General features: G+C 61.6%; 10 protein-coding genes and 3 rRNA genes. 8 read left to right on the top strand and 5 right to left on the bottom strand.

All coding sequences use genetic code 11. From position 1 onward, the window contains the following. The first annotated feature begins 406 nt into the window (after positions 1-406). From CIHUM_RS09040 to CIHUM_RS09020, 5 genes are all read left to right on the top strand, one after another. Positions 407-1,923, top strand: a 16S ribosomal RNA gene (locus CIHUM_RS09040). A gap of 391 nt (positions 1,924-2,314) precedes the next feature. Continuing rightward, a 23S ribosomal RNA gene (locus tag CIHUM_RS09035) occupies positions 2,315-5,399 on the top strand. Between the two features lie 168 nt (positions 5,400-5,567). After that, a 5S ribosomal RNA gene (rrf, locus tag CIHUM_RS09030) occupies positions 5,568-5,685 on the top strand. The 16S, 23S and 5S rRNA genes sit together here, the layout of an rRNA operon. A gap of 866 nt (positions 5,686-6,551) precedes the next feature. Continuing rightward, entirely contained in the window at positions 6,552-7,358 is an 807-nt protein-coding gene (locus CIHUM_RS09025) for an ABC transporter ATP-binding protein (RefSeq protein WP_081634388.1), read from the top strand. Next, the gene (locus tag CIHUM_RS09020) at positions 7,359-9,887 is read left to right on the top strand and encodes an ABC transporter permease (RefSeq protein ID WP_034998029.1); all 2,529 of its coding nucleotides are present in this window, start codon (positions 7,359-7,361) and stop codon (positions 9,885-9,887) included. Between the two features lie 9 nt (positions 9,888-9,896). On the opposite strand, the gene CIHUM_RS09015 is transcribed toward CIHUM_RS09020, so the two are convergent. The 5 genes from CIHUM_RS09015 to CIHUM_RS08995 are packed head-to-tail and all read right to left on the bottom strand — an operon-like array spanning position 9,897 to position 12,741. Further along, positions 9,897-10,250 carry a FluC/FEX family fluoride channel gene (locus tag CIHUM_RS09015; protein WP_034998032.1) on the bottom strand — a complete coding sequence of 118 codons (354 nt, stop codon included), beginning with the start codon at positions 10,248-10,250 and terminating at the stop codon, positions 9,897-9,899. Then, positions 10,243-10,593, bottom strand: coding sequence for a CrcB family protein (locus tag CIHUM_RS09010; RefSeq protein ID WP_034998035.1), 351 nt, complete (start codon positions 10,591-10,593; stop codon positions 10,243-10,245). The genes CIHUM_RS09015 and CIHUM_RS09010 overlap by 8 nt, the downstream gene beginning before the upstream one ends. A 19-nt stretch (positions 10,594-10,612) precedes the next feature. Next, positions 10,613-10,981, bottom strand: coding sequence for a fluoride efflux transporter FluC (locus tag CIHUM_RS09005; RefSeq protein ID WP_051106310.1), 369 nt, complete (start codon positions 10,979-10,981; stop codon positions 10,613-10,615). Further along, positions 10,974-11,312: a CrcB family protein gene (locus CIHUM_RS09000; protein WP_034998038.1), complete on the bottom strand. Its 339-nt coding sequence runs from the start codon at positions 11,310-11,312 to the stop codon at positions 10,974-10,976. The genes CIHUM_RS09005 and CIHUM_RS09000 overlap by 8 nt, the downstream gene beginning before the upstream one ends. 10 nt (positions 11,313-11,322) lie before the next feature. Next, on the bottom strand, positions 11,323-12,741 hold the full coding sequence (locus CIHUM_RS08995) for an alanine/glycine:cation symporter family protein (protein ID WP_034998040.1): 1,419 nt from the start codon (positions 12,739-12,741) through the stop codon (positions 11,323-11,325). A 109-nt stretch (positions 12,742-12,850) separates the two neighbouring features. Here CIHUM_RS08995 and pgm point away from each other — a divergent pair, with 109 nt between their 5' ends. Genes pgm through CIHUM_RS08980 form a run of 3 tightly spaced genes read left to right on the top strand, consistent with a single transcriptional unit; the run spans position 12,851 to position 15,827 of the window. Then, positions 12,851-14,476 carry a phosphoglucomutase (alpha-D-glucose-1,6-bisphosphate-dependent) gene (gene pgm / locus CIHUM_RS08990; RefSeq protein ID WP_273680205.1) on the top strand — a complete coding sequence of 542 codons (1,626 nt, stop codon included), beginning with the start codon at positions 12,851-12,853 and terminating at the stop codon, positions 14,474-14,476. 18 nt (positions 14,477-14,494) lie between these two features. After that, positions 14,495-14,977: a MauE/DoxX family redox-associated membrane protein gene (locus tag CIHUM_RS08985; RefSeq protein WP_337956122.1), complete on the top strand. Its 483-nt coding sequence runs from the start codon at positions 14,495-14,497 to the stop codon at positions 14,975-14,977. A 58-nt stretch (positions 14,978-15,035) separates the two neighbouring features. Beyond that, the gene (locus tag CIHUM_RS08980; protein ID WP_074431981.1) at positions 15,036-15,827 is read left to right on the top strand and encodes a thioredoxin domain-containing protein; all 792 of its coding nucleotides are present in this window, start codon (positions 15,036-15,038) and stop codon (positions 15,825-15,827) included. The last annotated feature ends 19 nt before the right edge of the window (positions 15,828-15,846 follow it).

Raw genomic sequence — 15,846 nt, 5'->3', positions numbered from 1 at the left:
AAAGTCACTTTGATGCTGGCTCACTGTGTGTGGGTTGGTGTTGGGTGTGCTGGTGTTGTTTGAGAACTCGATAGTGTGCCAATGTACTTTTGTTGCGTGGGTGTGTTTGCCTGCCTCTTTTTGTGCACTGTGTGGTGTGCGCCCTGTGTTTGGGTGTGTGCCGGTGGTGGCGTGGTTGAATTCCAATGATGGATCGCGTCATCTTTTGGTTCATAGTGTGCGTGGGGTGTGGTTGAACATGTTTCACGTATTTTGATCGGCCCTGTTTTGCCCCGTCGGGTTGGGGTCGGTTGTTGAACCTTGTAATTTTTGGATTTTTGCCAGTCCGGCGCCTGTTTGGGTGTTGGTTGGTTTGTTTTTGGTTGGGTATTGGGCTTTTCACGGCCTGTTTCTTTCTGAAACGTTTTTTGTGGAGAGTTTGATCCTGGCTCAGGATGAACGCTGGCGGCGTGCTTAACACATGCAAGTCGAACGGAAAGGCCAGTGCTTGCACTGGTACTCGAGTGGCGAACGGGTGAGTAACACGTGGGTGATCTGCCCTGCACTTCGGGATAAGCCTGGGAAACTGGGTCTAATACCGGATAGGACCACATTTTGGATGGTGTGGTGGAAAGTTTTTCGGTGTGGGATGAGCTCGCGGCCTATCAGCTTGTTGGTGGGGTAATGGCCTACCAAGGCGTCGACGGGTAGCCGGCCTGAGAGGGTGTACGGCCACATTGGGACTGAGATACGGCCCAGACTCCTACGGGAGGCAGCAGTGGGGAATATTGCACAATGGGCGCAAGCCTGATGCAGCGACGCCGCGTGGGGGATGACGGCCTTCGGGTTGTAAACTCCTTTCGCTAGGGACGAAGCGTATTTGTGACGGTACCTGGAGAAGAAGCACCGGCTAACTACGTGCCAGCAGCCGCGGTAATACGTAGGGTGCGAGCGTTGTCCGGAATTACTGGGCGTAAAGAGCTCGTAGGTGGTTTGTCGCGTCGTTTGTGTAAGCCCGCAGCTTAACTGCGGGACTGCAGGCGATACGGGCATAACTTGAGTGCTGTAGGGGAGACTGGAATTCCTGGTGTAGCGGTGGAATGCGCAGATATCAGGAGGAACACCGATGGCGAAGGCAGGTCTCTGGGCAGTAACTGACGCTGAGGAGCGAAAGCATGGGTAGCGAACAGGATTAGATACCCTGGTAGTCCATGCCGTAAACGGTGGGCGCTAGGTGTGAGTCCCTTCCACGGGGTTCGTGCCGTAGCTAACGCATTAAGCGCCCCGCCTGGGGAGTACGGCCGCAAGGCTAAAACTCAAAGGAATTGACGGGGGCCCGCACAAGCGGCGGAGCATGTGGATTAATTCGATGCAACGCGAAGAACCTTACCTGGGCTTGACATACACCAGATCGCCGTAGAGATACGGTTTCCCTTTGTGGTTGGTGTACAGGTGGTGCATGGTTGTCGTCAGCTCGTGTCGTGAGATGTTGGGTTAAGTCCCGCAACGAGCGCAACCCTTGTCTTATGTTGCCAGCAATTCGGTTGGGGACTCGTGAGAGACTGCCGGGGTTAACTCGGAGGAAGGTGGGGATGACGTCAAATCATCATGCCCCTTATGTCCAGGGCTTCACACATGCTACAATGGTCGGTACAACGCGTTTGCGAGCCTGTGAGGGTGTGCTAATCGCTGAAAGCCGGTCGTAGTTCGGATTGGGGTCTGCAACTCGACCCCATGAAGTCGGAGTCGCTAGTAATCGCAGATCAGCAACGCTGCGGTGAATACGTTCCCGGGCCTTGTACACACCGCCCGTCACGTCATGAAAGTTGGTAACACCCGAAGCCAGTGGCCTGTTAAAGGGAGCTGTCGAAGGTGGGATCGGCGATTGGGACGAAGTCGTAACAAGGTAGCCGTACCGGAAGGTGCGGCTGGATCACCTCCTTTCTAAGGAGCTTTTATTTTGTGTGCCCACAGTTGTGGGTGTGTGTGGTTGAGTCGCCGAGTGTGTGACTGCCACTGTTGTTGTTTTTGCCGGGTGGAGGCATACCCGCTGGTCGCCGTGTCATCGAAGGTGGTGATGGTGGTGCCTGGTTGGGGTGTGTGCTGCGTGGTGTTGGGTTGGTGGATTCACCATATCGCGTGACAAAAGGGTTTTTCGTTGGTGCACTGTTGGGTGTCTGGGGCAGCATTGGTTGTTCCTGTTGGGCCCTCATGTCGGCTGGCCGCTGGTTGTGGTTGGTTGTGTGTGGGGTTGTGTTGTGTGAGAACTGTATAGTGGACGCGAGTATCTTTCTTTTTTGTGTTTTGGTGTTTATACCTGTTTGTTTGTGTGTCCGTGTGTTTTGTTACGGGCGTATGGTGGATGCCTTGGCATGCTGAGCCGATGAAGGACGTGTGAGGCTGCGTTATGCCTCGGGGAGTTGCCAACAAAGCGTTGATCCGAGGATGTCCGAATGGGGAAACCCAGCACCGGTTGTGTGGTGTTACCCGCAGGTGAATTCATAGTCTGTGTGGGGGTTGACGCGGGGAAGTGAAACATCTCAGTACCCGTAGGAGAAGAAAACAATTGTGATTCCGTGTGTAGTGGCGAGCGATAGCGGATGAGGCTAAACCGTGTGCGTGTGATACCTGGCAGGGGTTGCGTGTGCGGTGTTGTGGGGCGCAAGTGTTGCAGGCTGCCGACTGCAAGCGCAATTTGCATGCATCAGCGGAAGCATCTGGGATGGTGCACCGGAGTAGGTGAATAGTCCTGTACGTGAAGGTGTGTGTGGTTGTGTTGTTTGTGTTCCCGAGTAGCAGCGGGCTCGTGGAATCTGCTGTGAATCTGCCGGGACCACCCGGTAAGCCTAAATACTCAGTGTGACCGATAGTGAATGAAGTACCGTGAGGGAATGGTGAAAAGTACCCCGGGAGGGGAGTGAAAGAGTTCCTGAAACCATGCGCTTACAATCCGTCAGAGCACCTTGTGTGTGATGGCGTGCCTTTTGAAGAATGAGCCTGCGAGTCAGCGGCATGTCGCGAGGTTAACCCGTGTGTGTGGGGTAGTCGTAGCGAAAGCGAATCCGAATAGGGTGGCAAGTGGCATGTCCTGGACCCGAAGCGGGGTGATCTACCCATGGCCAGTGTGAAGCAGCTGTAAGAGGTTGTGGAGGCGCGAACCCACTTAGGTTGAAAACTGAGGGGATGAGCTGTGGGTAGGGGTGAAAGGCCAATCAAACTCCGTGATAGCTGGTTCTCCCCGAAATGCATTTAGGTGCAGCGTGATGTGAGCTTGCCGGAGGTAGAGCTACTGGTTGGTTGAGCGGGACTATCATCTTAGCGACGTCAGCCAAACTCCGAATACCGGTTATAGTGGTGCATTGCAGTGAGACTGTGGGGGATAAGCTTCATAGTCGAGAGGGAAACAGCCCAGATCGCCGGTTAAGGCCCCTAAGGGTGTGCTAAGTGGAAAAGGATGTGGGATCGCGAAGACAGCCAGGAGGTTGGCTTAGAAGCAGCCATCCTTGAAAGAGTGCGTAATAGCTCACTGGTCGAGTGGTTCCGCGCCGACAATTCAGTGGGGCTCAAGTACACCGCCGAAGCCGCGGCAAACAATTTTGTTGTTTGGGTAGGGGAGCGTCGTGTGTGGGGTGAAGCCGTATCGGAAGGAGCGGTGGACTGCATGCGAGTGAGAATGCAGGCATGAGTAACGAATGGCAAGTGAGAATCTTGCCCGCCGGATGACTAAGGGTTCCTGGGTCAAGTTCGTCTTCCCAGGGTGAGTCGGGTCCTAAGGCGAGGCCGACAGGCGTAGTCGATGGTCAACGGGTTGATATTCCCGTACCCGTATGTGCGCGCCCAGTATCGAAGCGGTGAGACTAACCACCCTGATCTGCCGATCGTTGCCATCCCTTCGGGGATGGTTGGTTGGTGGTGATGCGTGGGGCCTGATCCGTGGTAGGTCAGTGATGGGGTGACGCAGTGAGGTAGCTAAGCCGCTTATTGGATTGCGGTGCAAGCGTGTGGCACGACAACATTGGTCAAATCCGGTTGTCATCAAGTGTGAGGCGTGATGCGTAGCCCATATGTGGGTGATGTTGGTGATCCTGTACTGCCGAGAAAAGCCTCTAGCGATGTGCATGTACGGCCCGTACCCATAACCGACACAGGTGGTCAGGTAGAAAATACTAAGGCGAGCGGGTGAACTGTGGTTAAGGAACTCGGCAAAATGCCCCCGTAACTTCGGGAGAAGGGGGACCACAACCGGTGACACACATTCGTGTTGAGCTGGTTGGGGTCGCAGAGAAGAGAGGGGAGCGACTGTTTATCAAAAACACAGGTCCGTGCGAAGACGGTTAAGTTGATGTATACGGACTGACGCCTGCCCGGTGCTGGAAGGTTAAGAGGACCCGTTAGGACATTGTGTCCGAAGCGGAGAATTTAAGCCCCAGTAAACGGCGGTGGTAACTATAACCATCCTAAGGTAGCGAAATTCCTTGTCGGGTAAGTTCCGACCTGCACGAATGGCGTAACGACTCCCCTGCTGTCTCAACCACAGGCCCGGTGAAATTGCAGTACGAGTAAAGATGCTCGTTTCGCGCGGCAGGACGAAAAGACCCCGGGACCTTCACTATAGCTTGGTATTGGCATTCGGTGCGGTTTGTGTAGGATAGGTGGGAGACTTSGAAGCATGCACGCCAGTGTGTGTGGAGTCGTTGTTGAAATACCACTCTGACCGTAGTGGATATCTAACCTTGGCCCATGATCTGGGTTGGGGACAGTGCCTGGTGGGTAGTTTAACTGGGGCGGTTGCCTCCCAAAATGTAACGGAGGCGCCCAAAGGTTCCCTCAGCCTGGTTGGCAATCAGGTGTGTAGAGTGTAAGTGCACAAGGGAGCTTGACTGCGAGACTTACAAGTCGAGCAGGGACGAAAGTCGGGACTAGTGATCCGGCACCTACTTGTGGATGTGGTGTCGCTCAACGGATAAAAGGTACCCCGGGGATAACAGGCTGATCTTCCCCAAGAGTCCATATCGACGGGATGGTTTGGCACCTCGATGTCGGCTCGTCGCATCCTGGGGCTGGAGTAGGTCCCAAGGGTTGGGCTGTTCGCCCATTAAAGCGGCACGCGAGCTGGGTTCAGAACGTCGTGAGACAGTTCGGTCTCTATCCGCCGCGCGCGTTGAAACTTGAAGAAGGCTGTCCCTAGTACGAGAGGACCGGGACGGACGTACCTCTAGTGTGCCAGTTGTTCCGCCAGGAGCACGGCTGGTTGGCTACGTACGGGAGGGATAACCGCTGAAAGCATCTAAGCGGGAAGCCTGTTTTAAGATGAGGTTTCATTTGAGGTTCCCAGGAGACTACTGGGTTGATAGGCCGGACCTGGAAGCACAGCAATGTGTGGAGGCGACCGGTACTAATACACCAATAAACACCAACACCAAACAATACGTTTGATGGTGTAAACACCGCGAAGAAACACAAAAGCATGTTGCTTGCGTCCACTGTGCAGTCACTGACACAACACACCAACCCGGTTTGCACCGGACTGGCCAACATAATTGCATAACGCTGAATCGTTGATCAGCCGCACATGCCCCAATAGGTGTGTCGGTGGTTGATGGCGGCGGGGAAACGCCCGGTCCCATTCCGAACCCGGAAGCTAAGCCCGCCCGCGCCGATGGTACTGCTCCCGGGAGGGAGTGGGAGAGTAGGTTACCGCCGACCCAACAACTTCACACAAGCACCCGCCGCACCAACACTGATGGTGCGGCGGGTGCTTTGCTATGCCTGGCCCGAACCCACCTGGCTAGACTCCGCATTGCGGACAACCGCACCCGCACCCATTATTGGTGCACACCAACCAATTCCGTGCCCGGGCCTCACTCCGCTTTGCGGACAACCATGACGGCACCCATCATTGGCGCACACCCATAAAATCCCCGGGGCGAAATCACCCGGCGGGACGCGACCGGTCAACGAGGGGCCACAGAGGTCGCGGGGACAGCACACGCAGCCACGATGACGCCGACAGTGGGACGAAAGTCGAGTACCGGACGTCGAGTACGCCCGCATACACCGACGAACTCGACCTCCACTACTCGACCAACAACGCACCCACAACAACCCGAGACCGGTTCAGACTCCGCCTTGCGGACAACCCCAGATGCACCCATCATTGGTGCACACCCACCAATTCCGCACCCGGGCCACACTCCGCATTGCGGACAACCACGGCGGCACCCATCATTGGTGCGTACCCACGAACTATAGATCGGGGGCCACACTCCGCATTGCGGACAACTGCGCCTGCACCAACAACCGGTGCCCGCCCACGAACCACGTAGCTGGCGGTCTCGTAAAAGTTGACACAAAGCGCGCGATTTCCCACCTGGGCAAACACCGGCCGAAAACGGCCCGCTCGTCAACGCTTGCGAAAGCCGCCGCCGCGAACATCCGCATTGCGGACAACCTGCCGACCCCCATCATTGGGGAGCACCCACGAATTCTTCAAGGGAGTAGCTAACGATCTTCCCCGCCTTACCGGGTGCGTATAGTCCCGGAGGAACGGAATGACAGGGAGGCGAACCTCGATGGCTGATTCGGACGAGATCCTTGAGACAGAAACACTCGACACAGGTGCACCCGGCACAGGAACGCCAGAACCCGCAGTGAGCGGGGCTGCGGCACAAGCGGTGTCGCTGGTCAAGACGTATGGCAAGGGCGATACCGAAGTCAGAGCGCTCGACGGCGTCGATATCGAGTTCGGCCGTAACGAGTTCACTGCGATTATGGGACCGTCCGGTTCGGGGAAGTCGACGCTCATGCACGTGATGGCGGGGCTTGACTCCGTCACCACGGGGTCGGCGTACATCGGGGAGACAGATCTGTCGGAGCTGAATGACAAGCAGCTCACGACACTGAGGCGCGACCGCCTTGGATTCATCTTCCAGTCCTTCAACCTGGTTCCCACTCTCACCGCCGCTGAGAACATCACGCTGCCCACGAGCATTGCGGGCGGCAAGGTTGACCAGGCGTGGTTCGATGAGGTTACAGCGCGCCTCGGCCTAGCCAAGCGCCTGGATCACCGCCCGGCGGAGCTGTCGGGAGGCCAGCAGCAGCGCGTCGCCTGCGCCCGCGCGTTGGTGAGCCGCCCTGAGTTGATTTTCGGCGACGAGCCGACGGGGAACCTGGATTCCAACGCGTCGCGCGAGGTCCTGGAGATTCTCCGCACGGCGGTGGATAAGGACGGGCAGACGGTGGTCATTGTCACGCATGATGCCCGTGCTGCGTCTTATGCCGACCGGGTGGTGTTTTTGCGTGACGGCAACATTGTCGACGAGATGCGCGACCCGGACATGGATTCCATCCTCCGCGTCATGGCTGGCATGGAGGACTAGATGGCCGACACGTTGACGAAGGTCTCGCTGCGCAACGTCGCGGCGCACAAGCTGCGACTCGCGCTGACGGTGCTGGCAGTTGTGCTGGGCACGGCGTTCCTGTCGGGTGCGCTGATGTTCACGAACATGCTGTCCGCCACGTTCGATTCTGCGGTGGACACGGCGCTCGAGGACGTGGATGCGGTGGTGCGCCCGACCGAGGGCAGCATCGATAGGGACACGTTCGACGCCATCAGGGGCACCGAGGGCGTCGATCGGGTGAATGTGTTCGTGGATGTTCCTGTGGTCGTCGCTAGGCAGGATGAAGTTGCGATTCAGACGCAACTCGGCACCTCGCGCCTCATGCCTTTCTACGGCGAAGGTGAGGCAGTGGGAAGAGCGCCTTTGCTTATCGACGGCTCCGCTCCCACCGCCGCCGGCGACATCGCCGTCAACGCGAACGGCGCGCAGAAGTACGGCATCGAGATGGGCGAGAAGCTCATCGTGGTAGACAAGGACGGGCGCAACGAGTTCACCGTCACGGGGTTGTATGAGGACCCGCTGGCGCAGGAAACGTCGCTGGTGCTGCGGGTGGGGGAGCAGGCATACCTTGACGTGTACCGGGATGGCGCGTCGGTGCCGGCGATGACGGTGGATGGGGGACAGGGGGTCGTCGATAGGCTTGGGGCGCAGTTCGGCGACCTTGAGGTGCGCGCGGGCGCGGATGTGGCCGAAGAAATCTCCCAGCAGATTCGGGATGGCCTGAGCTTTGTCAGCTACTTTTTGGTCGCGTTCGGCCTGGTGTGCTTGTTGGTGGGGACGTTCCTCATCGCGAACACCTTCTCCATGATCGTGGCGCAGCGTACCCGCGAGTTCGCGCTGCTGCGCGCGCTGGGGGCCGCGCGCGGGCAGATCACCCGCTCGGTGGCGTTCGAGTCCGCCCTGGTGGGTGTGATTGGCTCCGCGCTCGGCGTCGCCGGTGGCGTGGGGCTGGTGGCGCTGATCCGGGTGGCGATGGCGCGCTACGGCATGCCGCTACCGGATGCGGGTACGGGCCTGTCCGTGCGCGCGGTGGTAGTGCCGATTGTGGTGGGCACACTGGTGACGGTGCTCTCAGCCCTGGCGCCAGCGCGCAAGGCGGGGCAGGTCAAGCCGGTGGAGGCGATGCGTTCCAGCGAGGCCGCCACGCCGCAGCCGCTGCGTTGGCGCACTGTCGCGGGCCTTGTCCTGGTGGCCACGGGCGTGGCCGCCGCGGTGTACGCGATGGGCTGGGACGACGGACCGACCGGGCGCCGAGCGGCCCTGGTGGGGGCGGCGGCGCTGGCTGCGATTACCGGCCTGTTCTTGTCCGGCCCGGCGCTGAGCTTGCCGGTGGTGCCGCCGCTGGGCAGGGTCATCGGCGCGCCGTTCGGCGCGGTGGGCACACTCGCCTCCACAAACACGCGCCGCAACCCTCGGCGCACCGCCACCACGGCGTTTGCACTGATGCTGGGCATTGCGCTGGTGACGGTGATTGGCATGCTGGGCGCGTCGATGAAGCGCTCGGTGGACGACGTCGCCACCAGCGAGGTGTCCGCGGACTTCGTGCTCTCCGGACCGCAGAACGGGGTGTTCCCGCTGCCGGAGGACCTGCCGGAGCGCCTGCAATCGGTCGAGGGCGCTGGCGAGACGGCCGCCTACACCCAGGCGCCGATCTCGGTGGACGGGCAGTTCGGCTACCAGCTCGGCGGCTTCGGGCTTACGGACGTGCTGCGCGGCGACCCTGCGGACCTGATCGCCCTGGACATGGTGGAGGGCAGCTCCAGCCTGGACGGCAACACCATCATCGCGCCCGAGCCGCTGGCGCAAGAGCACGGCTGGCGCGTCGGCGACACGCTCACTGTGGCTGGCCCGACGGGCGAATCGGTGGAGGCAACCCTGGGCGGGCTGTTTGCGCCGTCAAATATCTTGCAGTCGTTTGTGGTTTCCGACGAGGCGGCCGCCGCCACGGGCGCGCGCGGCACGGGGCACATCCTCATGATCGGCGTGAACAACGACGGCACCGTCGGCGAGGACCAGCTGCGCGCCAACCTCGAGGAGCTGGTGCGCCACGACATTGTGGTGCAGGTGCGCTCCACGCAGGACATGGCGGGCGAGGTCTCCGCCATGATCGACCAGATGCTGTTCATCCTGTACGCGCTGTTGTCGCTGGCGGTGGTGATTGCGGTGCTGGGAATTGTGAACACGCTGACGCTGTCGGTGATTGAACGCCGCCAGGAGATCGGCATGTTGCGCGCGGTGGGCACGCAGCGCCGCCAGATCCGGACGATGATCACGCTCGAGTCGGTGCAGATGACGGTCTATGGCGCAATCCTCGGCGTGCTGTTGGGGCTCGGTTTGGGGTGGGCGTTCCTTACGGTCCTTGAGGCTAAAGGCTTAACGACGATCGTGGTCCCGTGGCCGCTCGTCGGCACCGTGCTTGCCGGCTCGTTTGTAGTCGGTTTGTTGGCCGCGGTGTGGCCGGCCGGCAGGGCCGCGAAGACGCCGCCGCTGGACGCGATCGCGGAGTAGGGGGGGGGCTTACCCGAACCCGTACACGCCGACCGCGGAGGCGGCGATGGCGGCCAGGGCGGTGCCCACGCCGTACTTCGCGGCCAGGACGAACTCGCCGGCCTTGGCCATCTCCCCGAGCTGCCGCGCGAGCATGGACAGGGTGGACAGGGCACCTGCGAAACCCACACCGATGCCGACGCGCAACACGCCCGGCGCTGCCACCGCGAAGCCGATGACTGCGGCCGCCGAGACGTTCGCCGCGAACGTGGACGCAAGCGTGCTGTGGATCTGGCGCATGAGTACCCAGCGGGCAAACCCGCCTAGCATTCCGCCGATGAAGACGGCCACAACTCCGATGAGTAGAGGCAACAGGTCAGGCATGCCGGTGTCCCCGGGAGGCGTCGCCGGCCATCCAGGCCAGGGTGGCGGTGGTGAGGCTGAGCGCGATGATGAATCCGGCCCACACCGGCGAATCCGACACCGCGGTCAAGGAAACCGCGGACAGGGTGGAAAACCCGCCGAGGAAGCCCACGCCCCAGAACGGGCCGGGTTGGAACAGGCCCATGGAGAAGCAGGCGACCAGGTTCACCGCGGAGGTGACGGTCAGCGCGAGGGCTTCGGGCGTGGTGGGGCTAACCCAGATGAGGACCAGGTAGCGTGCGACAGCTCCAAGCCCCGCGCCCAGCGCCACGGAAAGGCCGGTTGTTAGGTCATCGAACTGCACATTTGTCCACCTTAGCGCCCTAACCGGCGAAGGCGCGAAGGCCCCAACGCATGCCGAACCAGGCGGCGACGATGCCCAGCACCGCCGTGCGCAGCGCGTAGCGCAGGGCTTTACGGTACCGCCCGGCGGTGATCAGGTCGCCGAGCTCACGCGCCAGCGTGGACCAGGTGGAAAGCGCGCCGGCGAAGCCTGCGCCGAGCGCGATCTGCCACGCGATTGGGGCGGTGGCGGCGAAACCGGCGATGGCGCAGGCCACGGTGTTGGCGGCGAAGGTGGCGGCGTGGGCGTTGCCGATCAGCTTCGTTAAGGCGAACCGGGACATGCCGCCGAGCACGCCGCCGGCGAACACCACGGCGAGGGTGAGTGCCAATCCGAGCCAGCTAGCCATGGCGGCGCTCCCGGAGGGTGTGGCCGAGAAGGTAGGAAACTATAGACGTCGCAAAGCTAAGTGCAACGATGACCAGCGCGACGATCGCATCCGACTGCATCGCCGCCACCGAAATCGCGGAGAAGGTGGTGAAGCCGCCGAGGAAGCCCGCGCCCCACAGCGGACCCGGCTTGTACAGGCCCATGGCGAAGCAGCCTGCGATGTTGACGGCGAAGGTCAGTGCGAGCGCCGCCGTGGACCCGGGTGCGGTATATAGGAGCACAAGATGCCTGACGACGGCCCCAAGGCCCGCCCCGAGCCCAATCAGCAATGCTGTCCGGAATGTGTCCACGGCTGCGAGTCTATCGCCAGTCCATCTGCTGGCGTTCCACGAACTCCGCGACCTCCTCCGGGGTCTTCTTCAGGTACGGGTCCCAGGCGAGGTACTCGCGGGTCTCGCGCACCACGATGCCGGACAAAAGCAGCAGGCCGATCAGGTTCGGGATGGCCATCAGCCCGTTGGACAGGTCGGAGAACGTCCACGCCAGCTCCAGCGACGCCACCGCGCCGACAAACGACAGGGCGGTGAAGAACATGCGGTAGGGGATGGACGCCCAGTCGCCGAACAGCGCCACGATGGCGCGCTCGCCGTAGTAGGACCAGCCCAGGATGGTGGAAAACGCGAAGAAGATCAGGGCGACGGAGACGATCAGGCTGCCCCACTCGCCGGGCAGGGCCGTCTCGAAGGCGGTGGCGGTCATGATCGCGGCCTGGTCGCGGCCCATGTCCCAGGTGCCGGCGGTGACGATGACCAGGCCGGTGATGGTGACCACGAGGATGGTGTCGATGAACGTCTGCGTCATGGACACCAGCGCCTGGCGCGCCGGGTGTTGCGTCTTCGCGGCCGCGGCGGCGATTGCTGCGGAGCCCATGCCGGACTCGTTGGAGAAGATGCCGCGGGCCACGCCGAACTGGATGGCCAGCATGATGCCGGAGCCGACGAAACCGCCGGTGGCTGCGGTGCCGGTGAACGCGTCGGTGAAGATTGTGGTGATGGCCTCCGGCACCCGGTCCGCCATGAGCGCCAGCGCGGTGATGCCGCCGCCGACGTAAATGACGATCATCAGCGGCACGAACGCCGCGGTGATTTTGCCGATGCCCTCGATGCCGCCGAGCACGGCCGCGCCGACGGCGAAGAAGATGACCACGCCGGCGACGTTCGCGCTGATGCCGAAGGCGTCGTGCATGCCCGCGGCGATGGAGTTGCCCTGGGCGAGATTGCCGATGCCGAAGGAGGCGAAGATGGTGAACAGGGTAAATGCCGCAGCGAGGAATTTGCCGAAGCGGCCGCCGACACCGGTTCTTAAGTACTCGTGCGGCCCGCCCTGCTGCTTGCCCTTCTTGTCGGTGGTGCGGAAACGCACGCCCAGGTAGGCCTCGGAGTACTTCGACGCCATGCCGACGATGCCGGTGAGCCAGATCCAAAACAGCGCGCCGGGCCCGCCGATGGAGATCGCGGTGGCCACGCCGACGATGTTGCCGGTGCCCACCGTGGCGGCCAGGGCGGTGGTCAGGGCCTGGTAGTTGGAGATGTCGCCCGCGCCTTCCTCGGACTTGTCCACGAAGGCGTGGCGGGTGGCGCGGCCGAGGGTGCGGAACTGGATGCCGCGCAGGCGTACGGTCAAAAACAGGCCGGTGCCCAGCAGCAGAGGGATGAGCAGGAACGGTCCCCAGACAAAGGTGGAGATAACACTGAGGATGTTGTTCAAGTTGTCAGCCATGAACAGAAGTAAAACATACAGTTCAGTGAATAATATATAGGTGGCAGGAGAAACATTCACGGGCGATGATGGTGGGAAGGACTCTGCCTGAGACACAAGGAGTATTCCCATGGCACACCAACGCGCCGGACAGCCCGCCCGCGAGGACGACCTTATCGACATCGCCGAGGTGATCACCGCCTACTACACCCGCGACATCGACCCGGACAACCCGGACCAGCAGGTCGCCTTCGGCACCTCCGGCCACCGCGGCTCGTCCCTGGACAACGCGTTTAACGAGGCGCACATCCTGGCCACCACGCAGGCGATCGTGGACTACCGCCGCGGCGAGGGCATCGACGGTCCGGTCTACATCGGCCGCGACACCCACGCCCTGTCCGAGCCGGCGATGGTCTCCGCGCTCGAGGTGCTCATCGCCAACGAGGTGCAAGTGCTTGTCGACGCCTCCGGTCGCTACACGCCCACCCCAGCCGTCTCCCACGCCATCCTGACCCACACCGGCGGCAAGGCCGACGGCATCGTGGTCACCCCGTCGCACAACCCGCCGCGCGACGGCGGCTTCAAGTACAACCCGCCCACCGGCGGGCCCGCCCCGGCAGAAGCCACCGACTGGATTGCCAAGCGCGCCAACGAGTACATCGCAGCAGGCCTCGACGGTGTGAAGCGCACCCCCGTCAGCGGCGTGCTGGACGAGCGCGCCGGGAAGTTCGACTACCTCGACCACTACGTTTCCGACCTGGGCAACGTGGTGGACATGGACGCGATCAAGGCGTCCGGCCTGCGCATCGGCACCGACCCGATGGGCGGGGCGAGTGTGGACTACTGGGGTGTCATCGGCGAGCGATACGGGCTGAACCTCGAGGTGGTCAACCCGCACGTCGACGCCACCTGGCGGTTTATGACCCTGGACACCGACGGCAAGATCCGCATGGACTGCTCCAGCCCGAACTCCATGGCCTCGCTGGTGCACAACCGAGACAAGTTCGACTTGGCAACCGGTAACGACGCGGACGCGGACCGCCACGGCATCGTCACCCCCGACGCGGGCCTGATGAACCCGAACCATTACCTGGCCGTGGCCATCGAGTACCTGTTCAGCCACCGCGACGGCTGGGCGGATGGCACCGCGGTGGGCAAGACCCTGGTGTCGTCCTCCATGATCGACCGCGTGGTCGCATCGCTCGGCTGCGAGCTGGTGGAGGTGCCTGTCGGCTTCAAGTGGTTTGTGCCGGGGCTTATCGACGGCACCATCGGCTTCGGCGGGGAAGAATCTGCCGGCGCGTCGTTTTTGCGCAAGGACGGCACCGTCTGGTCCACCGACAAGGACGGGCTGATCATGGACCTGCTCGCCGCGGAGATCACCGCCGTGACCGGCAAGACTCCATCCGCGCGCTACGCAGAGCTTGAGGCCGAGTACGGAGCCCCGGCCTACGCGCGCATCGACGCCCCGGCCGGCCGCGAGGAAAAGGCCAAGCTGAAGGCGCTGTCGGCTGACCAGGTCGAGGCGGATGCGTTGGCGGGCGAAGCTATCGTCGCAAAGCTGACTGAGGCTCCCGGCAACGGCGCCGCCATCGGTGGGCTGAAGGTGACCACTGAAAACGCGTGGTTCGCCGCACGCCCATCCGGCACCGAGGACAAGTACAAGATCTACGCCGAGTCCTTCAAGGGCGACGCGCATTTGAAGCAGGTGCAGGAGGAAGCCCAGGCGCTCGTTTCTGAAGTGTTGGACAGCTAATGAAGTAACGTACGACCTGTGAGCATAACGACAACCCCCGCGCCCCCGCGCAACACAAAAGCGCTGGTGCTGGATGTACTTTCCGCGCTGGCGCGTTTCTTCATGGCATACGTGTGGCTGGACGCCGGCATTGCGAAACTCGGTGTTCCCCTCGACGTAACCAAGACCATCGAGGCCTACGAGATTTTCACCTCCGACTGGTCCTACCTGCTGGCGCACATCATCGGCCCGCTCGAAGTGGCCGGCGGCCTGCTGTTGCTTCTGGGCATCAAACTGCACTGGTCCGGCAAGGTGTCCATCATTGTGCTGACGCTGTTCATTATCGGCCTGGTGTCCGCATGGCAGCGCGGTCTGGTCATCGACTGCGGCTGCTTCGACCCGTCTCAGGCCGGAGAAGGCGAGAGTAACCTGCTGGTCACCGTGGTGCGCGACCTGGCCTACATCGCCATCACCGGGTTTATGATGTGGCGCCCGTTTAAGAAGTTCGCTGTCTACCCCTAAACTTGTGCGGGTAGAAAGTACCCGTCATGTCATACGGCACGCACAATAGGAGATAACTGTGACCACACGTAAAGTGGAAAACCCGAACAAGAAGGGCAACGCCGCCTTTATCTGGGCGGTCCTCGCCGTCCTGGCTATCGCCCTCGTGGTGATCGGCCTGATCGTCTTCAACGGCCGCGAAAACCGCAGCGCCGCTATCAAAGAAGAAATGATCGACGTCGAGGGCATCAACGTTGCCTGGAATGGGGAGGAAAGCACCATCCACCTCACCGGCAACAACCCCGACGCGAAGACCGCCGAACTGTTCGAAGATTTCTCCTGCACCTACTGTGCGGACCTGCACATCGCCACCGACGAGGCGATGTTGGAGAAGCTCAAGGCCGGCGAGATCAACGTCGAGCTGCGCCCGATGACCGTACTGGACAGTGGTCAGGAAGGCCACTCCACCAAGGCGCTCGCTGCTGAGCTGGCGCTAATCGCCAACGGTGACCTGGCCCAAGCGTTCACCGTCCGTAACTACCTGTTCCAGAACCAGCAGTCCGCGTACAACAAGTACGACAACGACGGCTTCGCTGACCTGGCCAAGGACTACGAGGCCTCCGATGCTGCCATCCAGGATATCCGCGACGGCAAGTACATCGAGGCCGCGAAGCGCATGAACTCCGAGAACATGAAGTATCAGGAGGACGAGACCGGCGAGGCGTGGACCCCGCGCGTCTTGATTGACGGCAAGGACGTTGAAGACCTCGTCGATATCGAGGAACTCCGGGAAATTATGGGCGACCCCTCCATGAGTGAGGAGAAGGATTCCGCGCGCAACTACTGGCCTGAGGTACTGGCCAGCCTCTAAGCGCGTTCCTTTACAGCGT

The organism is Corynebacterium ihumii, from assembly GCF_028609825.1.
In the GTDB taxonomy this organism is placed as follows: Bacteria; Actinomycetota; Actinomycetes; order Mycobacteriales; family Mycobacteriaceae; genus Corynebacterium; species Corynebacterium afermentans.
This window is presented reverse-complemented; position numbering and strand designations above follow the sequence as displayed.